Annotated in this window: 21 protein-coding genes and 1 pseudogene; 13 read left to right on the top strand and 9 right to left on the bottom strand. The window is 42.3% G+C overall.

Features of this window, described 5'->3' with window-relative positions; translation table 11 throughout:
- Nucleotides 1–6: 6 nt before the first annotated feature.
- From ACGHVY_RS10860 to ACGHVY_RS10830, 7 genes and pseudogenes are all read left to right on the top strand, one after another.
- On the top strand, nt 7–996 hold the full coding sequence (locus ACGHVY_RS10860) for a glycosyltransferase family 2 protein (protein ID WP_390598973.1): 990 nt from the start codon (nt 7–9) through the stop codon (nt 994–996).
- Nucleotides 997–1,087: 91 nt separating this feature from the next.
- Nucleotides 1,088–2,179 carry an EpsG family protein gene (locus ACGHVY_RS10855; protein WP_390598972.1) on the top strand — a complete coding sequence of 364 codons (1,092 nt, stop codon included), beginning with the start codon at nt 1,088–1,090 and terminating at the stop codon, nt 2,177–2,179.
- Nucleotides 2,180–3,226 (top strand): glycosyltransferase family 4 protein, encoded by a 1,047-nt coding sequence (locus tag ACGHVY_RS10850; RefSeq protein ID WP_390598971.1) that lies wholly within the window; start codon nt 2,180–2,182, stop codon nt 3,224–3,226. It abuts the gene before it with no gap.
- Between the two features lie 180 nt (nt 3,227–3,406).
- A complete protein-coding gene (locus ACGHVY_RS10845) occupies nt 3,407–4,237 on the top strand; it encodes a glycosyltransferase (protein ID WP_390598969.1) in 831 nt (276 codons plus the stop codon).
- A 52-nt stretch (nt 4,238–4,289) separates the two neighbouring features.
- Nucleotides 4,290–4,916, top strand: coding sequence for a sugar transferase (locus ACGHVY_RS10840; protein WP_390598968.1), 627 nt, complete (start codon nt 4,290–4,292; stop codon nt 4,914–4,916).
- Between the two features lie 264 nt (nt 4,917–5,180).
- Nucleotides 5,181–5,402: pseudogene (locus tag ACGHVY_RS10835) on the top strand (DUF805 domain-containing protein); the annotation flags it as partial.
- Nucleotides 5,403–5,508: 106 nt separating this feature from the next.
- The gene (locus tag ACGHVY_RS10830; protein WP_390598967.1) at nt 5,509–5,883 is read left to right on the top strand and encodes a RidA family protein; all 375 of its coding nucleotides are present in this window, start codon (nt 5,509–5,511) and stop codon (nt 5,881–5,883) included.
- Here ACGHVY_RS10830 and ACGHVY_RS10825 read toward each other — a convergent pair.
- Nucleotides 5,851–7,341: a bifunctional folylpolyglutamate synthase/dihydrofolate synthase gene (locus ACGHVY_RS10825; RefSeq protein WP_390598966.1), complete on the bottom strand. Its 1,491-nt coding sequence runs from the start codon at nt 7,339–7,341 to the stop codon at nt 5,851–5,853. The two genes, ACGHVY_RS10830 and ACGHVY_RS10825, sit on opposite strands and share 33 nt — an antisense overlap.
- Nucleotides 7,342–7,473: 132 nt before the next feature.
- Between ACGHVY_RS10825 and ACGHVY_RS10820 the strand changes: the two genes are divergently transcribed.
- On the top strand, nt 7,474–8,799 hold the full coding sequence (locus tag ACGHVY_RS10820; protein WP_390598964.1) for a PhoH family protein: 1,326 nt from the start codon (nt 7,474–7,476) through the stop codon (nt 8,797–8,799).
- 125 nt (nt 8,800–8,924) lie between these two features.
- Here the strand turns inward: ACGHVY_RS10820 and ACGHVY_RS10815 are convergent, their stop codons facing one another.
- The 4 genes from ACGHVY_RS10815 to ACGHVY_RS10800 form a co-directional block, all read right to left on the bottom strand.
- Nucleotides 8,925–9,902, bottom strand: coding sequence for a dihydroorotate dehydrogenase-like protein (locus ACGHVY_RS10815; RefSeq protein ID WP_390598962.1), 978 nt, complete (start codon nt 9,900–9,902; stop codon nt 8,925–8,927).
- Nucleotides 9,903–9,917: 15 nt separating this feature from the next.
- A complete protein-coding gene (locus ACGHVY_RS10810) occupies nt 9,918–10,592 on the bottom strand; it encodes a YggS family pyridoxal phosphate-dependent enzyme (protein WP_390598960.1) in 675 nt (224 codons plus the stop codon).
- Between the two features lie 6 nt (nt 10,593–10,598).
- Nucleotides 10,599–11,078 (bottom strand): DUF4494 domain-containing protein, encoded by a 480-nt coding sequence (locus ACGHVY_RS10805; protein WP_005678170.1) that lies wholly within the window; start codon nt 11,076–11,078, stop codon nt 10,599–10,601.
- A gap of 83 nt (nt 11,079–11,161) precedes the next feature.
- The gene (locus ACGHVY_RS10800; RefSeq protein ID WP_390598958.1) at nt 11,162–11,725 is read right to left on the bottom strand and encodes an HdeD family acid-resistance protein; all 564 of its coding nucleotides are present in this window, start codon (nt 11,723–11,725) and stop codon (nt 11,162–11,164) included.
- A gap of 137 nt (nt 11,726–11,862) precedes the next feature.
- Between ACGHVY_RS10800 and tpx the strand changes: the two genes are divergently transcribed.
- Nucleotides 11,863–12,363, top strand: a complete 501-nt coding sequence (gene tpx / locus ACGHVY_RS10795; protein WP_390598957.1) for a thiol peroxidase — start codon at nt 11,863–11,865, stop codon at nt 12,361–12,363.
- Between the two features lie 156 nt (nt 12,364–12,519).
- Nucleotides 12,520–13,404: a DUF3078 domain-containing protein gene (locus ACGHVY_RS10790; RefSeq protein ID WP_390598955.1), complete on the top strand. Its 885-nt coding sequence runs from the start codon at nt 12,520–12,522 to the stop codon at nt 13,402–13,404.
- Between the two features lie 56 nt (nt 13,405–13,460).
- Here ACGHVY_RS10790 and ACGHVY_RS10785 read toward each other — a convergent pair whose 3' ends face one another.
- The 4 genes from ACGHVY_RS10785 to ACGHVY_RS10770 all read right to left on the bottom strand — a co-directional run bounded on the left by ACGHVY_RS10785 (nt 13,461) and on the right by ACGHVY_RS10770 (nt 18,281).
- Nucleotides 13,461–14,099: a DedA family protein gene (locus ACGHVY_RS10785; RefSeq protein ID WP_308746589.1), complete on the bottom strand. Its 639-nt coding sequence runs from the start codon at nt 14,097–14,099 to the stop codon at nt 13,461–13,463.
- A gap of 30 nt (nt 14,100–14,129) precedes the next feature.
- Nucleotides 14,130–15,572, bottom strand: coding sequence for a tetratricopeptide repeat protein (locus ACGHVY_RS10780; protein WP_308746588.1), 1,443 nt, complete (start codon nt 15,570–15,572; stop codon nt 14,130–14,132).
- A 103-nt stretch (nt 15,573–15,675) separates the two neighbouring features.
- A complete protein-coding gene (locus ACGHVY_RS10775; protein WP_390598953.1) occupies nt 15,676–17,418 on the bottom strand; it encodes a glutamine--tRNA ligase/YqeY domain fusion protein in 1,743 nt (580 codons plus the stop codon).
- Nucleotides 17,419–17,468: 50 nt separating this feature from the next.
- A complete protein-coding gene (locus ACGHVY_RS10770; protein ID WP_390598951.1) occupies nt 17,469–18,281 on the bottom strand; it encodes a PstS family phosphate ABC transporter substrate-binding protein in 813 nt (270 codons plus the stop codon).
- Between the two features lie 177 nt (nt 18,282–18,458).
- Here ACGHVY_RS10770 and pstC point away from each other — a divergent pair, with 177 nt between their 5' ends.
- From pstC to pstB, 3 genes are read left to right on the top strand one after another with little or no spacing between them, the layout of a single operon-like run.
- Nucleotides 18,459–19,655, top strand: a complete 1,197-nt coding sequence (pstC, locus tag ACGHVY_RS10765) for a phosphate ABC transporter permease subunit PstC (RefSeq protein WP_390598950.1) — start codon at nt 18,459–18,461, stop codon at nt 19,653–19,655.
- Nucleotide 19,656: 1 nt separating this feature from the next.
- A complete protein-coding gene (pstA, locus tag ACGHVY_RS10760) occupies nt 19,657–20,532 on the top strand; it encodes a phosphate ABC transporter permease PstA (protein ID WP_390598948.1) in 876 nt (291 codons plus the stop codon).
- A gap of 8 nt (nt 20,533–20,540) precedes the next feature.
- Nucleotides 20,541–21,299, top strand: a complete 759-nt coding sequence (gene pstB / locus ACGHVY_RS10755; protein WP_308746583.1) for a phosphate ABC transporter ATP-binding protein PstB — start codon at nt 20,541–20,543, stop codon at nt 21,297–21,299.
- Nucleotides 21,300–21,348 lie beyond the last annotated feature (49 nt).

Genomic DNA, 21,348 nt, shown 5'->3' with positions numbered 1-21,348 from the left:
TTATTTATGGATAGACCGATAAGTGTTATTGTTCCTGTTTATAATGTTGCTCCTTTCTTAAAAAAATGTATTGATTCTATAATAGTACAGTCTTTTGCGGATTTTGAGTTATTGTTGATAGATGATGGTAGCCAGGATGAAAGTGCGAATATTTGTGATGAATATGCTTTAAAGGATAATCGCATAAAAGTAGTTCACCAGATTAATGCAGGAGTTACTGCTGCGAGACGAAAGGGAGTAGAAGTAGCAAGAAGCAACTGGCTTTGTTTTGTAGATGGCGATGATATGCTGCCTAAAGATGCTTTATTAGATTTGTATAATAATAGAGCAGCGGGGGTGGATATCGTTATAGGAAGTCAAATCTATATGGTAGATGAACAGGGGAAAATAGTTCGTAAAATCTGTACACAGGCATCTTCGAATGATTGGAATAATATAGAGTTCTTAAAAGCTTTGTTGGAAGGTAGAACTCCTTTGTCTGTATGTGGAAAACTTTATCGTAGAGATTTATTTGATTCTTTAGTATTTGACTTACCAAAATCAATGCCTTATGGTGAAGATTATATAATGAATGTCCGATTGGCAGTCAAGGTACAAAAGGTGAGAGCTATAGATAAGCATATGTATAATTATGTGCAACATGGAAATAGTTGTATGCATACTTTTCAGAACACTTGGGAATATGCCAAAAGTATGAATGATTTTATTTTACATCCAATTAAGGCGCATGGTTTAGAAGAAGTCTGTAAGAAAAGTATTTTTTATGCACGTATTCATATGTTATTGGAAGTTTTGATTGATAATGATCCCGGATTATCTAAGGAAGACCCTTTTTTCATAGAGATAAAAGAGTATGCTAAAACAATCAATGTGAGTTTGAGAGAATGCTTGATTTTGAAAATAGTCGCTTGCCCTTTTCATTTGAGGTGTTATATTATAGATACAGCGAGAAAAGTAAGTCAATTGTTCCGTAATCTGCTTTGGTGGCGTAACTGATGTGTGGTGTATGATTAGTAATGCCGTTCCATTCATATTATTTATATTGTTTTTCTATGTCTTGTCATACATTGACACCTTTTCGCTTAAGATGAATAATGATATTAAAAGTTTATTTCTCCTTTTTTCATTATGTTTGCTTGTTATATTTGCCGGAGGAAGATGGAGTTCTCTAGAAGTGGGATACGATGTAGGTATTTTCGATTACGGTACTTATAAAAATATATATAACGCTCCATTGAATATTGTTAGTTTTTTCTCGGATTATAAAGATTCAAGTTGGGAAATTAGAGGACAAGAAATAGGTTATGTGTTTTATTCATCATTATGCTATTACTTATTTGGAAATAATTTTAATCTCTATTTGTTGTTTACTAATTTTCTGTTAGTAGTATTGTTTTATAAAAGTATGAAACAAAATGAAATAAGAACAGGCCTTTTTTTTATTTTGTTTTTTTTCGCAGCACGTCTATATTTACAATATAATTTTATTCTTCTACGACAAGCTATAGCTATGACTATAATATGGATGTGGGCATTTCCTTTTCTTTTGAGAAAAGAAAAAATAAAATTCTGCTTGTTTATTTGTTTGGCTGCGGCCTTTCATTACACAGCATTAATTGCATTGCTGGCATTAGTAATGAATCGCAATCTGAATGTAAAATATATAATAATTGCTATTTGCTTTTTCTTTATTTTAAGTATAACTAAAATCGTAGATAAAATCCTTTTATCAGTAATAGAAAAGTGTTTGTCTGTATTGGGTTCATCTGAGGGGATTGGAGAGAAATTATCTAAATATTTGTTGGAGAGTGAGAATGGTGAATTTAGAGGTTTGAATATATTGACATTTATTGAAGCTATTCCTTTTATATATATTGTTAGGAGATATAAAAGTCTTCTTTATAGTTCATCTATGGGACGGTTTTATTCTAATATGTTCTATATTTTTATTCTTTTATTAGCTCTTACAATGAATTTCGGCTTTTTGACAAGAATGTGTCAATATTTTATTCTCTCTTATTTCTTTTTATTCTCGTTTTTTATTAAAAACGCGAAGTCTGTTTCTGAGAGGCGAACAATGTTGTTTGTTTTTTCTAATTATCTGTTGATATATTCTATACGTTATATTTTTATTTGGTTTTATTCCACTGAGTATTCATTTTTCTTATTCAACTCATAAATGAAAATCGCCTATATCCTTCCGTCTTTGAGAAATCAGGGGCCAATAATAGTAGTAAAAAATATAGTTGATTATTTAGTGGAGCAGGGGATTGAAATAGATGTCTTTTACTTTGATGATTTTCCATCTGCTATGTATTTCAACTGCCCTGTTGAAAAAATAACAATGAAAGCTCCTATTGATTTTGAGAAGTACGATATTATTCATAGCCATTGTTTGCGTCCTGATATGTATGTTGCTAAATGGAAGAAAAAAATAAAAAGGGCAAAAACGGTATCTACTCTCCATCAAGACACTTATCGTAGTTTTCGGTATCAATACAATTTTATTCTATCGTATTTGTTTACGAAATACTGGTGTTTTATACAGTCTGGATTTGATGCGGTAGTGAGTATATCTGAGCAGTTAAAAAGTATGTATGAAGGATATATAAAAGCTCCAATAACTACTATTTATAATGGCTGTGTAATTAGTATGGATGGAGAAGGAGATAAAGAGATTGTAAGAAGAATATTAGAAGTGAGAAAAAAATATAAGATATTAGGTACATATGCCTTTGTTACTCCGCGAAAAGGTCTGGACCAGATAATTAGAACACTACAATATTTGCAGGAATATGTATTTATTATAATTGGTGAAGGGCCCAATATAAAAGAATTGAAGTCATTGTCTCAAAAATTACGTATATCAGATAGGGTTATATTTTTTTCTTATCAGAAGAATCCGTGTAATTATCTACCTTATTTTGATGTGTATGTGATGCCCTCATACTCAGAAGGATTTGGATTAGCAATGGTAGAAGCCGCTTTGGCTAAAAGGGCTATTGTTTGTTCGGATATACCTTCTTTCCATGAGATATTTCGGGATAATGAGGTATGTTACTTTAAATTAAAAGATGTAGAGTCTTTGCAAAAGGCTATTATCAGCGCCTATGAAAATAGAAATGCCATGGGAAAACTGGCCTATGAAAGAGCTTGTAATAATTTTACTACTCAAAGAATGGCAGAGAATCATTTGGCTTATTATCAAGAACTTTTAAGAATATAAATGATTTTATTCCCATCTGGAATTAGAATATGGAGGCTCTTTCTTCTTTTACACAATGTGTCTGTAGAGAGGTATTTATACTTTAGGTTCTCTGTATACATCTATTGATATATTCAAGTCTGTTAGATTGTTTTGTGGTTGGACATATAATTATTTAAAGAATATAATATTTAGTAGTAGATGATTACAGCTTCAATAGTTTCTTATCATCATCGTTCAAGTGAGATAAGGAAAATTATGGACTGCGTTTTGGCGGCTCCAGTTGATAAACTTTTTATTATTGATCATTCGTCAGATGATCGGTTACGTGAGTTGGAAGAAGTGTCGGGAAGAGTACGTTATATTCACAGCATCAATCGTGGATATGGTGCCGGACACAATATTGCTATTCGTGAAGCGATAGAATTAGGAGCAACCTATCATGTAGTGGTGAATCCTGATGTATATTTTGAGAATGGAGTATTGGAAAGATTAGTTGAGTATATGGATGAGAATGAAGATGTTGGACAGATTATGCCTAAGGTATATTATCCAAATGGTGATTTACAGTGTTTATGTAAATTGATACCTACTCCTTTGGATTTGCTTTTTAAACGTTTTTTGCCAGACTTCATAATAAAAAAACGAATCTATAAGTTTCAATTGCGTTTTACCGGCTATGATAAAATAATGAATGTGCCATATCTATCGGGATGTTTTATGTTTTTTAGAATATCTGTTTTACAAGAAATTGGTTTGTTTGATGAGCGTTTCTTCATGTATCCGGAAGATATAGATATAACTCGTCGAATTCATGAAAAGTATAAAACTATTTTTTTCCCAGGTGTATTTATTATTCATGCTCATGCAGCAGCTTCAAAGACGAGTTTTAAAATGCTAAAGGTTCATATTCTAAATATGATTAAGTATTTCAATAAATGGGGATGGTGCTTTGATTCAAAAAGAAAGAGAATCAATAAACAAGTTTTGAAAGATTTGGAAAATATGAATGGTAATCATAGCAATTCATAAGTTACTTGGAACAGCAAACAAATATTAATAATCGAATTCTTTAATAATAATTATGGGGTATAGTGAGGAATTCATTCCGGATGGAATGAATGCTTTTGAACGCAATGTAAAGCGGATTGGGGATTGTATGGTTGCGATAGTTTTAATGATTGTTTTTTCTCCGTTATTCTTAATCTGCTATATAGCAGTGAAACGTGAAGATGGTGGACCGGCCATATTCAAGCAAGAACGTATCGGGCGTTTCGGACGACCGTTTGATATTTATAAGTTCCGCAGTATGCGGTTGGATGCGGAGTCTGCCGGGCCTCGGCTTTATACCGGCGGGAAAGATGTTCGGTTGACTAAAATCGGCAGATTCCTGCGGGAACATCATTTGGATGAACTTCCGCAGTTATGGAATGTTTTCTGTGGAGACATGGCTTTTATAGGCCCTCGGCCGGAACGGAAGTTCTATATAGATCAAATAATAAAGTACGATCCACGTTATCAATACTTGTATCAGATTCGTCCGGGAGTAACCTCTTATGCTACTTTGTATAATGGTTATACGGATACAATGGATAAGATGCTACGTCGCCTGCGTTATGACTTGTTCTATCTGCAACACCGTTCCTGGTGGTTCGATTTTAAGATATTGGTAAAGACTTTTTTGAACATCTGCTTTGGCAAGAAGTTCTAAGATGTACAGGACAATTTTGGAAAATAAAAGTGGTATAAAATAAAATGTTGAGATGTAATTAAACTAAGAGTGTTTGTATGTGAGATGAAAAAATGTAGGTCCCTAGCTTCATGCTGTAAAAAGCATGATTCTCCTACATTGTGAATTGGAAAGGTACGACGGTATATTTCTAATTCGCGCCCTGTCATCGGAGGTTAAAGCCGATGTGAATTTCCCACTATATCAACGGTCTGTGAAGATAGTTGATATATTTTTTAGCTGTGCTGGTTGCTTCTGTTGTGCTGTATTCCTATCGTAGGTTGGATTTTTGCATTGTACATGTTGTTTGCCGATGGTACAGTAGGGCCTAACCAATACGGTGAAGATCCTAAAAACCGCATGCCGTATCATCCACAACCGACATCTGTAAATGTGACTGTAAACGTTTCGAGAGAAGAGGTGAAAGTGGCGGAACCTGCTGAAACTCCGGCTGAAGAGAAAGTTTAATAATCTTTTTAAGAAGAAATAGTGAAGCCTCTTGCGAAATTCATTTTGTGGGAGGCTTTTTTTTTACTACTTTTGAAAGTTAGTAAAAACAAAAACAGGAATAAATATGAAAAAAGTAATTTGCAGTGAGAAAGCACCCGGAGCTATCGGACCTTACAGTCAGGCGATAGAAGCTAATGGAATGGTATTTATATCTGGTCAGTTGCCTATTGATGCCGCTACAGGAGAGATGGCGGAAGGGATAGAAGGACAGGCACGCCAGTCGTTGGAGAATATCAGACACATCCTTGAAGAAGCAGGATTGACAATGGCTGACATTGTCAAAACTACTGTATTTCTTCAGGATATGTCTCTCTTTGCAGGGATGAATGGCGTGTATGCCACCTATTTCGATGGAGCCTTTCCTGCACGCTCGGCGGTTGCTGTAAAAGCTCTGCCAAAGGATGCGTTAGTAGAGATTGAGTGTATCGCGGTTCGCTAACAAATCGGCGACAATGAAACTGCTGCCTCCCACGAAGATAAGGTCTTTTGGGGGGCAGTTCTTTTTTGCTGCCTGTACGGCATCTACCACAGTAGGGTAGGCAGTTCCTTTCAATCCGGCCTTTTCTGCCAGTTCCATCAACTCATTTTCCGGCAGCGCACGCTTCACACTCGCTTTGGTGAAGTAGTAGGTAGCATCTTTCGGCAATACTTGCAGGACACCCTTGATGTCTTTGTCATTGACCATGCCGAATACGAAATGAATCTCCTGACCGGAAGTTTTTCGGATAGAGTTGAGTTGTACGTGGATATATTCGATTCCATCGACATTATGTCCCGTATCACAGATAATATCCGGATAGCTGTGTACTTTCTGCCAACGCCCCATCAGACCGGTGAGTTGACATACGTTTGCAAAACCATCGAAATAGTTTTGGGGCTTGATGTTATAGTTCAGACGGGTCAGTGCTGCAAGAGCTTTCAGAATGGTGAACATATTTTCGAATTGGTAGGCTCCGCTCAACTCTGTGAAAAGTCCGAAAGGAAACATTTCATTATTGATTCTGATAGCGTCTTTTCTTTTGTCGAGTATTTGGTCTATCGCATGTATACTGTTTGATATGTCTAACATGAGTAATGCTTGCCGCATTTGATTTCCCTGCTCTTCTGACTGTGCGTCTATTGCTTCGATTATTTGGTATATGGTCTGAATGACTTCGTCCATTTCCGTCCTTATTTTCTGTAATTTCGGATAAGTAAGTATTTCCATGTTCCATTCGCGGGAATTTTCACGGGCATATTCGATGGGCGCATTCATTTCTTTAGCTTTCATGGTAAACACGCGTTTCACCGCCCCTTCGGCTCGGCCGATGACTACTGGGACTTCTTCCTTGATGATGCCGGCTTTCTCTTTGGCAATCTTCGTCAGCGTGTCGCCCAAATATTGGGTGTGGTCGAGGCCGATATTGGTGATAACGCATAAATCAGGATGGATGATATTTGTACAGTCCAGCCGTCCGCCCATGCCTACCTCGATAACTGCTACATCTACTTTTTGGTCGGCAAAATAACGGAATGCCATGGCAGTGGTCAGTTCGAAGAAAGAGGGGTGTAGCGGTTCGAAGAACGCGCGGTGTTCTTCCACGAAATTGACTACATACTCTTCCGGTATCATCTCACCGTTGATGCGGATGCGTTCGCGAAAATCAATCAGGTGGGGAGAGGTGAATAATCCGACCCGGTAGCCGGCACACTGTAATACCGCCGCGATAGTATGTGAGCAGGAACCCTTTCCGTTTGTGCCTGCGATATGTATCGTTTTGAATTGTTGATGAGGATGCCCGAAATATTCGTCCAATTTGTGTGTAGTCTCTAATCCCGGCTTATATGCTTTGCTTCCTATTTGCTGAAACATAGGCACACTTTCATATAAGTACTTTAAAGTGTTCTGATAGTCCATGTTTTATAAAATTTAACTCCGGGCAATCCTTTTTGCCCGTTAATTTGTTTATCTTTAGAACCGTCAATCCAACCGGAAATGCAGGGTTGACGATTTGAGATTGCAAATATCAACATTTAAATCTAAGAAATCATGGGAATTAAGAAAAATTTTGTGTTGGACACAAATGTTATTCTTCACGACTACAATTGCCTGAAGAATTTCCAGGAAAATGATATTTATCTCCCTCTTGTCGTGCTCGAAGAGCTGGACAAGTTCAAGAAAGGAAACGAGCAGATAAACTTCAATGCCCGTGAGTTTGTACGCGAACTGGATGTGCTGACCAGCGATGAGCTTTTCACTGAAGGAGTGAAACTGGGTGAAGGATTGGGACGTCTGTTCGTAGTGACCGGTAAGGTGGACGCCCCCAAGGTGTGGGACTCTTTTCCTATCAGGAAACCCGACCATTTGATTCTGGCGGCAACCGAGTATCTGACTGCCAAATATCCGAAAATGAAATCCATCCTGGTGACCAAGGATGTGAACCTACGCATGAAAGCCCGTTCCATCGGTCTGCTTTGCGAAGATTATATCACGGATAAGGTAGTAAATGCGGATGTGTTCGAGAAATCCAATGAAATCTTTGAAAATGTGGATCCGGCGTTGATAGACCGTATCTATTCTTCTAAAGAAGGAATTGACCTGGGTGAGTTCGACTTTAAGGATTTGGTTCATCCTAATGAATGTTTTGTGTTGAAAAGTGACCGCAATAGTGTATTGGCGCGTTACAATCCTTTCACTCACTCCATCTGCCGTGTGATGAAAGGTAAGAATTATGGAATCGAACCTCGTAATGCCGAACAGAGTTTCGCTTTTGAGATTTTGAACGACCCGAATATAAAACTGGTGGCACTGACCGGAAAGGCAGGAACTGGCAAGACGTTGCTGGCTTTGGCAGCCGCTTTAGGGAAACTGACGGATTACAAACAGATTCTGCTGGCACGCCCTGTGGTGGCTCTTTCTAATAAGGACATCGGTTTTCTTCCGGGAGATGCACAGGAGAAAGTGGCTCCTTATATGCAGCCGTTGTTTGACAATCTGAACGTGATAAAGCGTCAGTTTGCCGCTAATTCTACGGAAGTGAAGCGTATTGAGGATATGCAGAAAAGCGAGCAACTGGTGATTGAAGCTCTGGCATTTATTCGCGGGCGTAGCTTGAGTGAAATGTATTGCATCATCGACGAAGCCCAGAACCTGACTCCGAATGAGATAAAAACAATTATTACTCGTGCGGGCGAAGGTACGAAGATGGTCTTTACGGGAGATATACAACAGATTGACCAGCCGTATCTGGATAGTCAGTCTAATGGTCTGGTGTATATGATTGACCGTATGAAGGATCAGAACCTCTTTGCACACGTCAACCTGCTGAAGGGTGAACGAAGTGAGTTGAGTGAGTTGGCTAGTAATTTGATGTAAAGACGATTTACGATTAGACGATTTACTATTGAAATTACTTTTGAAAGTATATAAGCATATATTCATACTAATTACTTAATACTAACTTCAATCGTAAATTGTAAATCGTCTAATCGTAAATTTAATTATTCTTTCTTTCCGAAATATTTCAAGAATTGCGTACGTTCAAAGGTATTGATACCTTTCACATCCTTCGTATTCAGTTTGCCTTTGAACTGGGCGATGCTGTTAAATCCTTTGCGTGCCATCCATGTAGAAAGGAAGCGTGTCGCTTCTCCGATGAATGCGTTGGTATTCTGATAAACCGCACTGCAAACCTCTACTGCTGACGCACCGGCAAGAATCGCTTTTACTACCGCTTCCGCATTGGCAACGCCACCGGATGCTGCATAGTCGATTTTGTCTACTGCGGCAGACGCGATTCCAATCCAGCGGAGTGGAGTAGCGAGGTCGGAAGCATTGCTGAACACTTCGCCTGAGATGTGCTCCAGTTTCTCGATATTGATGTCCGGCTGGTAGAAACGGTTGAAGAGGACAACCGCTGCGGCACCGTTAGCGTAGAGCTGGTCGATCAACGCTACGGGATTGGTCAGGTTGTCGCCCAATTTCATGATAACCGGAATACTGATTGTTTTTTTTACGTGACTGAGAATGTCGATATGGCGTTGTTCGAAAGAACCATATGTATATTGTACGTCCGATTGTAGTGCCAGAATATTGATTTCCAATGCGTCGGCACCGGCTTCTTCGATTTGTTTGGCAAAGTCTACCCATTCGGAGTCAGAGTAGCAGTTGATGCTGGCAATGATAGGAATAGGACAGACTTTCTTGCTTTCTTTAATCAAAGTCAGGTATTCGGACAACTTGTGCTCACGGATATATTCTTCCAGATAATCGCTGCCTTCGGGAGAGAAGGCCGGATCTTTCAGTTGTTCTGCTTCCAGCATAATCTGCTCTTCGAACAGTGATTTCAGAACGATAGCTCCGGCACCCTCTTCGGCCAGCTTTTTATTTTTGCCGACACTGTTGGTCAGTCCTGAGCTACTGATGATGATAGGGTTTCTAAGAGAAAGCCCTGCGAAAGTAGTTTTTAAATCGGTCATGGTCATGATGATTGGTTAAATATTATAATTGCGTTCTCCGAAAATCTTGCTTCCCACCCGTACCAGGGTACTTCCTGCGGCGATAGCCTCGTGATAGTCATGTGACATTCCCATCGACAACTCCCGGAAGTCGTCCGAGCCGGCGAACCAAGTTTCTTTGAGCTCATTAAAGAGCCTATCAAGTAAACAGAATTCCCGGTTGATTTGTTCTATGTTGTCGGTGTTACTGGCCATTCCCATCAATCCGCAGATGCGCACGTTGGTGAGTGCTTTCCATTCTCCGGTGTCCAGCATCTCCCGGCATTCTTCAGGGCTGAAACCGAATTTGGTTTCTTCCTGCGCCACGTGTATCTGCAACAGGCAGTTGGCGGTGCGTCCCGCTTTGACAGCTTGTTTGTTGACTTCCGCGAGTAGTTTATAAGTATCAATCCCATGTATCATCGCTACGTATGGTATCATGTACTTGATCTTGTTACTTTGCAGGTGTCCGATAAAATGCCATTCGATGTCTTTGGGCAAACTTTCGTATTTAGCTGTCATTTCCTGCACCTTGCTTTCTCCAAAAATACGCTGTCCCGCCCGATATGCTTCTTCTATCGCTTCGTTGGGATGGAATTTTGAGACAGCAACTAGCCGGACTCCTTGCGGGAGTTCGGCCAGCACTTGCTTTAAATTGTCAGCAATACTCATTGTCACTTATGCTTTTGACGGATCAAACTCCGGTTTGTCATTCGGGCCGGCACTGTAAGGATATACATCCATCAACGGTGTTTCGGATACCATACCGATTTGATAATCCGCCATTGTTCCTTTCATTCCTTCGTCCAGTTTCTTCACTGCGTCACGCAAGTCGGCAGCTTGTACCAGCACTTGTGTGGAAGTCTTTTTCTCCGCACCGCTTTTTTCATCCAGCGTGATGAAAATAAGTTTGCATTTGAACCAGCGGTCGGCACTTTCTTCGTCACTGGGGAAAAGTTCGCTATAGTTAGCACGTTTGATGTCAGAAACGGTAAACTCTCCTGAAATAAACGGAGTCATTTCTTCGATGATTCGTGCTTCGGCTTCTGTAAAGCTAAGCGCGTCAACGAGATAGGGTTCGGTTACTTTTTTCTGCATTCCGTTCTCCATTACTTTCTCATAACGGATTTTACATTCAAACCATGTATGCATTGCCATAATTTTCTTCCTTTTTAATTAATTGATATATGTAAATTGCCTACAAAGATAAACAAAATACCAAAGTAAGTGCCGAAAGCTTTTTATTTTCTTTTATGCAGATTTTTGAGTTCGAATGAAAGCATGATACGGAAAAGTCCGATAATGAGGAAAGTAAAAGAAATCATGTACACCGCGTAGAGTGCTCCGATGGCAGGCTGCCATAATATCAGTAGTGAGCAGAGGATGGCAAGGATGCCGAAAGCCATATACCAGCCCCAGTCGCGGGTTCCGTAACGTTTCAGGTCGATGGAGTAACCGGTAGAGGAGAAGCCGCGGAACATAAGCCAGAAGGCGATGATGAACGGAATGACTTCCATACTGACTATCGGATAGGCTACGAGATAAACACCCAGTACGAGGTCTATCAGCCCGCCTACTACATACCATCCCCAACTGGGCACGCCTTTTTTATTGCTGATGGCAAAGATGATTTCCAGAATGCCGCTTATCAGCATGGATACACTGAAAACGATGCTTAACGCTACGTAACTGCTCAGCGGAGAGAACATGAGCCAAAGGGCTACAATTATATACACGACACCTAAAAGAAGGGAAGTCCACCAGTTTTTTACTGAATGTTGAATCTCATTGAATACTGTTTCCATACATTTTATATTTTAAATTGAATACTAGAGTGATTTCGTTGTGGAATAACAATTTGAATTTAGAAAAGTTTTTTCGTGAACATATTTTGGGTAATAGTTGTTTTCTATATAAAGTAAATTTTAAATATAAATGCATTATGGCAACAACAAATTTCAAAGGACAACCGGTGAAACTGATCGGTGAATTTATACAAGTAGGTAAAGTCGCTCCTGACTTCGAACTGGTGAAAACGGATTTATCTTCTTTCTCGTTGAAGGACTTGAACGGTAAGAATATGATTCTGAATATTTTTCCTAGTCTGGATACAAGCGTGTGTGCTACGTCTGTACGTAAGTTTAACAAGATGGCTGCCGGGATGAAGGATACAGTCGTGCTGGCTATCTCTAAAGACCTCCCGTTCGCACACGCACGTTTCTGCACGACAGAAGGTATCGAGAATGTGATTCCATTGTCAGACTTCCGCTTCTCTGATTTTGACGAAAGCTACGGGGTGCGTATGGCGGACGGTCCATTGGCAGGGCTTCTGGCACGTGCGGTAGTCGTAATCGGCAAAGACGGTAAAATAGCTTATACAGAGCTTGTTCCTGAGATTACACAGGAGCCGGATTATGACAAGGCACTGGCAGCCATAAAATAATATAAGTATAAAGTAGTATTTGCGGCTGAAAATGCCTGCGGCTGATACTTATCTAAAGATTTTGACCTAATGAGAACTGGTAATGAGTTTGGTATCTCGCCAAACTTATGTTCTTGTTAGGTTGTGTTTTTTCTACACTAAACCTCAACGATTATCATGAACAAGATGAAAACTCTATTCATCGCCCTGTCATGTATGGGCGCTGGAACTCTTTCGGCTCAGACTGCCGATAGTACACAAACTTCTCCCTGGACAAAAGAAGGATTTGCCGGACTGAAACTAACGCAGGTCAGCCTTACCAACTGGGCTGCCGGTGGTGATAATTCCGTAGCTTTTGACTTACAAGGTACTTACCAAATTAATTATAAGAAAGGAAAGCATCTGTGGAACAACCGTATCGAGCTGGCTTATGGATTGAACAAGACGGGTGAGGACGGGACAAGAAAGGCGAATGATAAAATCTACTTGAATACGAATTATGGTTACGCCATTGCCAAGAACTGGTATGCGAGTGCGTTTGCCACTTTTCAGACCCAGTTCTCTCCGGGATATGACTATTCGGTCAATAAGGATGTTTCTATTTCTGAATTTATGTCTCCGGGTTATCTGACTACGGGTTTGGGCTTCACGTATGACCCTGGCAAGATATTTACGGTCGTATTGTCTCCTGCTTCCTGGCGCGGTACATTTGTCCTGAATGACCGTCTCTCTGATGAAGGAGCTTACGGAGTGGCTCCCGGCAGGCATTTGCTGTCCAGCTTCGGTGCCAACCTGAAGGGGGAAGTGAAATATGAATTTCTGAAAAATATGACTGTATATTCACGTCTGGACTTATATTCCGATTATTTGCATAAGCCGCTGAATATAGACGTCAACTGGGAAGTGCAGGTGAATATGATTATCAATAAGTGGTTCTCGACTACACTTACTACCAATCTGATGTATGACGATGATGTGAAGATTGCGCAGAAAGACGGGACGAAAGGTGCCCGTGTGCAGTTTAAGGAGATATTGGGAGTAGGGGTGCAGTTCAATTTCTAAAATTAAAGAGAAAATTCAGGCACGGATTTATCTTTGAAATCCGTGCCTGAAATATATTATTTTTTCTTCATCCCTTTATAAATCAGGAATGCAACGATAAATATACCGATGGCAATAAATCCGTAGCCTATTTCATGGCTGTATTCCGTCACTTTGGCTATAAGCTGTGCCTCACTTTCAATGCCGGGAACTTTAGCCAAATGATAACCGATGATTGCCAGGATAGTATTCCATAATCCGGCTCCCAAAGTAGTATAGAGCAGGAAGGTATGCAATTTCATCTGAGCCAGTCCGGCAGGAATTGAAATCAGTTGCCGGACAGCGGGAATCAAACGGCCGATAAAGGTGGAAAGTGCGCCGTGTTTGTCGAAATAGACTTCGGCGTTGCGTACTTTGGCTTCATCAATGAGGCACATATGTCCGATACGGCTGTTGGCAAACTTGTAAATGATGGGGCGTCCCAACCATTTTGCCAGATAATAGTTGATTAACGCTCCGATATTAGCCCCGATAGTAGCGAACAGAACCACCAGATAAATATTAAGCTCGTCGTTGACTGCTGCTTTGTAGGCAGCCGGCGGGATGACCACTTCCGAAGGGAAAGGTATAAAAGAACTTTCGATGGTCATTAATAAGGTGATAGTCCAATAATTCAAATGATCCAGACACCACTGGATAAAAGCTACTGATTCCATGTCTTTTAGGGATAGAGTTTATTAAATTGATTATTTATCTTTTTTTTTGCTCTCTTTTTTCATGCGCTTTAATACCTCTTTAAGAGTCTTCTCGTCTTCCTTCCTATGATTGGGGTTGGCAAGCAAGTCCAGAATGACATCTGAGTCGAGCGGATTCTTACATTCATTGTTGTATTTGAAGAAATCCTCTATTTCGTTGCTCATCAGGCTGAGAACGCTCAGTTTTTCCGTTACCAATTCATACTTCGGGTCGAGCTGGTATGCCATCTCGTAGTATTCTTTGGCTTCATACAGATAATCATTGTCCGAATAAGTGGAAGCTACCATATAGCACATATCTACGCCGGGATTAATTTCCATTGCTTTTTTGAATGATTTTTCCGCCTGATCTTCCTTTTCTTCCATCAGATATACTTTTCCATCCGTCAGATAGCTAAGTCCTTCGTTCGGACCTAGTTTTTTGGCCTTATCGCAGAGCAGGTGAGCTTCTTCATATCTCTCCAGATGGGCGATGGCATAAGCCTTGCTGGTATATGTGTCTATCAATAAGATAGAGTCACTGTCTCCTTCTTTTTCAAAAGAGTCGATTACTTTCGTATAATATTCGTCTGCCTTCTGCCAGTCTTCTTTATTGGCGTATGACAGTCCTATGAACATATAGCCCAATTCGGGTGGAATTGCCTTATACTCAATAGCCTTTTGATAATTCTCGATGGCTTCGTCCGCATTGTTCAGGTAGAAAAAGCTATGTGCTTTGTAAGCATAGGCTTCTCCGCATTTCTCGTCGGCTGCCAGTGCGAAATCGCAAGCTTCGATCGTCTTGTCTACTTTCTCTTCGATGAAATGGCATTTTGCCAGTCCTACCCAGTAAGAGGCATTATATGGAGCTATGTCGATCAGCTTGTTGTAGGTTTCGACGGCAGCTTCATTCTGTTGTGTGGCAAGCAGGTAATCAGCCGTAAGAGCCAGATAGTCCTGATTTCCGGCATACCGGGATTTACCTCTGTCTAACCATTCCTTGGCATTCTCAGGATAGCCCAAGTCCAGGAAGAGATATACAATGTCGGTGAGGCTAACGAATTCGCCGGCATCCTCTATCGAATTTAAAAGTTCTTCTGCTTCTTCCAGCTTACCTTCGTTGAGCAGGAGTTCGGCTTTCAGCATTTTCACATTAGGTTCATACTCTTCGGTGATTGTAGCGGCTACTTTTTGGGCTTTTTGTAGTTTTTGAGTGTCCAGATAAAGATAGGCCTGCTCTATCAGTAAGTCAGTGTTTCCCGGATGCAGATGAAGTCCGTATGTGATGGCTTCCTGTGCTTCGTTGAATTTTCGTTCGGTGGCATACCAGTCAGCGATGTCAGCCAGTTGATCTCCGTCCAGATAGATTTGTTGTTCTTTAGCTTTTGCAGCTTCGTAGTTTGTGATTAGTTCGACAAGTTCCTTTCTTGCGGACGGTGAATTTTTTCTACCCATTTTAATTTTATCGTTTTTTGATTGCTAAGATGGGGCTGTTGCAAAAGCGTCATACTTTCTTTTGTCACAGCCCCATTTTATAAAGTTAAGCCGATTGGCTTTGTTATTTATTAATCTTGCCCCAAGTGTCTTTCAAGCCTACTGTGCGGTTGAACACTAGTTTTTCCGGGGTTGAATCCTTATCTATGTTGAAGTAACCGATTCGTTGGAACTGCAGGTAGGAGAGTTGTGGCAGGGTTGCTGCGAACTTCTCTATGTAACAGTTGGTCAATACCTTCAATGAATCAGGATTTATAATTTCCTTCATGGCTTCCAGAGCGTCGCAGTTTTTAGCTTCGCGGATAGCCGCCAGTTCGTCACGTGGATTTTCTACTTTCCACAGGCGGTCGTACAAACGCACTTCTGCCTGCATACAGTGGTTGCAGCTTACCCAGTGCAATGTACCTTTCACTTTGCGGTTGGCATCGGGCATACCGCTGCGGGTATTGGCGTCGTATTCGCAATAAACCTCTGTAATCACGCCGTTCTCGTCTTTCTTACAACCGGTGCATTTCACGATATAGGCATTTTTGAGACGTACTTCCTGTCCCGGCGTCATACGGAAATATTTCTTGGGAGCATCTTCCATGAAGTCCTCGCGTTCTATCCACAGTTCGCGGCTGAACTCGATGAGGTGGCTTCCTGCTTCCAGGTCTTCCGGGTTGTTGATGGCTTCCAGTTCTTCCACTTGTCCTTCCGGATAGTTCGTGATAATGAGTTTCACGGGATTGACAACTGCGGATACACGGATAGCGCGGCTGTTCAGGTCATCTCGAAGGGAGCTTTCCAGCAAGGCGATGTCATTCAATGCATCATAAGTAGTGTAACCGATTTTGTCGATAAACTTATGGATGGATTCCGGAGAATAACCGCGACGGCGGAAACCGCAGATTGTCGGCATACGGGGGTCGTCCCATCCGTTCACCAACCCTTCTTTTACCAGAGTCAGCAGGTTGCGTTTGCTCATCAGCGTATAGCTCAGGTTCAGCTTGTTGAACTCGGTCTGGCGGGGGCGGTTGTCGTTCAGGTCTTTTCCTTCTTTCAGCCAGTCGATGAAGAGGTCGTAGAGCGGACGGTGTACCACAAATTCGAGGGTACACAATGAATGGGTCACTCCTTCGAAGAAGTCACTCTGTCCGTGGGCGAAGTCGTACATCGGATAGGCTTTCCATGTAGTGCCCGTACGGTGGTGCGGATGCTTCACTACACGATAGATAATCGGGTCGCGGAAGTGCATGTTCGGGTTGGCCATGTCAATCTTGGCACGGAGTACCATGGCACCTTCTTCAATCTCGCCGCTGTTCATTTTCTTGAAAAGCTCCAGGCTTTCTTCGATAGGACGGTTTCGGTAAGGGCTTTCCACACCCGGCTGGGTAGGAGTGCCTTTTTGCTGCGCAATCAGTTCGGAACTCTGTTCGTCGATATATGCTTTTCCTTCTTCTATCAGGCGGATAGCGAAGTCCCATAACTGCTGGAAATAATCGGAAGCGTAGTATTCATTTCCCCAATGGTAGCCTAACCACTGGATATCCTCTTTGATGGCTTCTACATATTCCACATCTTCCTTGGTAGGGTTTGTGTCGTCGAAACGAAGGTTGCATACACCGCCATGTTTTTCTGCGATGCCGAAATCAAGGCAAATTGCTTTGGCATGGCCGATGTGAAGGTATCCGTTAGGTTCGGGCGGGAAACGTGTCTGCACTTTTCCACCGTTTTTACCCTCTTTCAAGTCTTTTTCTACTGCCTGCTCTATAAAGTTCAGGCTTTTCTTTTCACCTGCTACTTCTTCGTTTTTAATATCTGTCATAACGATTTATGTTAATACATGATTCAGGCTACAAAAGTAGGACATTTTTTTTATTTAACCGGAATATAACCGCTCTTTTTTATAATGTCCTGTCCGTCGGGTGAAAGAATATATTGAATCAGGGGATCGACTTGTTCCTTGTTCTTTACATTGTAATAATAATAAAGCGGGCGCACGATGGGGTAGGTCTTGTTGGTAGCGTTTTCTACTGTGGGCGTGGCGTAGTGGCTTCCGTCATAAGATACGGAGAGTGTTTTGACGCGGGGGGATACGTATGCCAGTCCGACGTATCCGATAGCTCCCTTTGTCTGGCTGACGGATTGGATGATGGCGCCCGTTGCCGGCATGGAAAGGCTGCTCGCCATATAGTTTTTATTTTTCAGGACACTCTCTTTGAAAAACTCGTAAGTACCGGAAGAGGTTTCGCGGGAGTAAACCACTATCTTGCGGTCGTCTCCGCCTACTTGCTTCCAGTTGGTTATCTTTCCGCGGAAAATATCTTCCAGTTGTTGGCGGGTGAGCTGTTTTATCGGGTTTGAAGGGTGTACCACTACGGCAAGGGCATCGTAGGCCACAATTACTTCGTCCACTTCTTCTCCGGCTGCTTTGATTTTCATCTTTTCGCTGAATTTTATCGGCCGGGAGGCCATTGCGATGTCCGTAGTGTTGTCCATCAGGGCGGAGATGCCGACACCGGTTCCACCGCCGGTCACGGTGACGCGGGCATCGGGATACCGGTTCATAAACCGTTCTGCTGTCTGTTGCGCGACGGGTAATACCGTGTCGCTACCTTTGATGCGTTGTGCACTGGCACTGAGCGAGAGCAGGGAAAGGGCTATTAGTAAGTTTCTTCTTATTTTCATGATGATTCTTTGTTTATTGCTGATGCAAATAAAGCAATCGGATATTACATTTCCGTTTCATGTGGCGGGGAAATGATACTTGTAATACAAATGTAACAGGATTGAAACATTTCCTTCAAACGTTAGTCACACCGCCTTAATAAAGAGATGCTTTCTTTGCATCAGAAATCAACAGGTATGAAGAAGGTTTTAGAAAAGATTATAGAAGGAGTGTTGACTTGTAGCGGCTTCGTAACAAGTATTACTATTTTGCTGATTGTGCTCTTCCTGTTTACGGAGGCCTTCGGGCTGTTCAAGAGTAAGGTGATTGAGGAAGGATATGTGCTGGCACTGAACAAGACGAATAAGGTAAGCGTACTGAGCCCTGCTCAGATAAAGAATGTTTTTGACGAGGAGATAACGAACTGGAAAGAACTCGGTGGGGAAGACCTTCCTATCCGGGTCTTCCGTTTAGAGGATATCACACAGTATTATACGGAAGAAGAGCTTGGTCCTGCTTATGAGTATGCAGGCGACAAGATTACGGAGCTGGTAGAGAAAACGCCCGGTATTGTGGCGTTTGTGCCGCAGAAGTTTATTATTCATCCGGACGCGGTGCATTTCATAGAAGACAACACGATTTCCGTGAAAGATGTGTTTGCGGGTGCCGAATGGTTTCCTACGGCTACTCCTGCCGCACAGTTCGGTATTCTGCCATTGATTGCCGGTACGTTGTGGGTGAGTCTGTTTGCCATTCTTTTCGCTTTGCCGTTCGGGCTGTCGGTTTCTATCTATATGTCCGAGGTGGCGGATCCGAAAGTACGGAACTGGCTGAAGCCCATTATCGAATTGCTGAGCGGTATTCCTTCCGTTGTCTATGGCTTTTTCGGACTGATTGTCATTGTCCCGATGATCCAGAAAATGTTTGATCTTCCGGTAGGGGAGAGCGGACTGGCAGGCAGTATCGTGCTGGCTATAATGGCATTGCCTACCATTATAACGGTGACGGAAGATGCGATGAGGAATTGTCCGCGTGCTATGCGGGAGGCGAGTCTGGCATTGGGGGCTACGCAGTGGCAGACTATATATAAGGTGGTGATTCCGTATTCCATATCGGGTATTACTTCGGGGGTGGTGCTTGGCATCGGGCGGGCTATCGGAGAGACGATGGCGGTACTGATGGTGACAGGCAATGCAGCCGTGATTCCGACGACGATTCTTGAACCGCTGCGTACCATACCGGCTACTATTGCGGCAGAACTGGGAGAAGCACCCGCCGGCGGGCCGCACTATCAGGCTTTGTTCCTGCTGGGTGTCGTTTTGTTCTTCATTACATTGATTATCAACTTTAGCGTGGAGTACATTTCCTCTAAAGGATTAAAACGTAGTAAATGACATGGAAATAAAGAGTAATAATAAGGCCAAACACCGTTCGCAGAAGATTGCTTTCGGAATATTCCGGTTGTTGAGCCTTTGCATCGTGCTGATATTGTTTGCGATTTTGGGCTTCATCATTTATAAGGGGAGCGGCGCTATCAGTTGGGGGTTCCTCACGTCGTCTCCTACGGACGGAATGACAGGGGGCGGCATTTGGCCGGCTATTGTCGGAACCTTCTATCTGATGGCGGGCAGTGCGTTGTTTGCTTTCCCGATAGGGGTGATGAGCGGAATTTATATGAATGAATATGCCCCGAAAGGTAAGCTGGTGCGTTTTATACAGGTGATGACCAACAATCTGAGCGGTATTCCTTCTATCGTGTTCGGCTTGTTCGGTATGGCGTTATTTGTCAATTATATGGGTTTTGGGGATAGCATACTTGCCGGTTCATTGACGTTAGGTTTGCTTTGTGTGCCTTTGGTTATCCGGACAACGGAAGAAGCGTTGAAAGCGATTCCCGACAGTATGCGTGAAGGCAGCCGGGCGTTGGGAGCGACGAAGTTGCAGACCATTTGGCACGTCATTCTGCCACTGGGGATGCCGAATATTATTACGGGGTTGATTTTAGCGTTGGGACGTGTCTCGGGTGAGACGGCACCGATCCTGTTCACTTGTGCCGCATATTTCCTGCCGCAGTTGCCGACGGGTATTTTGGATCAGTGCATGGCACTGCCTTATCATTTGTATGTGATTTCTACGAGCGGAACGGATATGGAAGCACAGTTGCCGTTGGCTTACGGCACGGCTTTGGTGTTGATTGTGATTATTCTGCTGGTGAACCTACTGGCAAATGCATTGAGAAAGTATTTTGAAAGAAGAGTAAAAACGAACTAAATTAGTATATGGATACAGTGAAAATAGATACGCGTGACGTGAACTTCTGGTATGGTGATTTCCATGCATTGAAAGGTATCAGCATGCAGATTGAGGAGAAGTCGGTCGTTGCCTTTATTGGGCCTTCGGGCTGTGGGAAGTCTACCTTTCTCCGGCTTTTCAACCGAATGAACGATTTGATTCCCGCTACCCGCCTGGAAGGAGAAATCCGTATCGACGGGCAGAATATCTATGCGAAAGGTGTGGAAGTGGACGAGTTGCGCAAGAATGTGGGAATGGTGTTTCAGCGTCCCAATCCTTTCCCGAAAAGCATCTTCGAGAATGTGGCTTACGGGCTTCGGGTGAATGGGATAAAAGATAGCGCTTTCATCCGCCAGCGGGTGGAAGAGACGCTGAAAGGAGCGGCGCTTTGGGATGAAGTGAAAGATAAGTTGAAGGAGTCGGCTTATGCATTGTCCGGCGGGCAGCAACAGCGTCTTTGCATTGCCCGCGCGATGGCGGTGTCTCCTTCGGTACTGTTGATGGACGAGCCGGCGTCTGCGCTCGACCCTATCTCTACGGCAAAAGTAGAGGAACTGATTCATGAACTGAAAAAGGACTATACGATTGTTATCGTCACGCATAATATGCAGCAGGCGGCTCGCGTGAGCGACAAGACTGCTTTCTTTTATCTGGGCGAAATGGTGGAGTTCGACCAGACGAAAAAGATATTCACCAATCCGGAGAGAGAGGCTACTCAGAATTATATAACGGGCCGCTTCGGCTAATGCATCCATGCCTGGAATGCAGTTAACAGAATATTAATCATTTATATAT

The sequence above is a fragment of the Bacteroides sp. f07 genome, from assembly GCF_042854785.1.
Classification (GTDB): Bacteria; Bacteroidota; Bacteroidia; order Bacteroidales; family Bacteroidaceae; genus Bacteroides.
The sequence above is the reverse complement of the archived record's forward strand: the minus strand, read 5'-3'. Positions and strand labels throughout refer to the sequence as shown.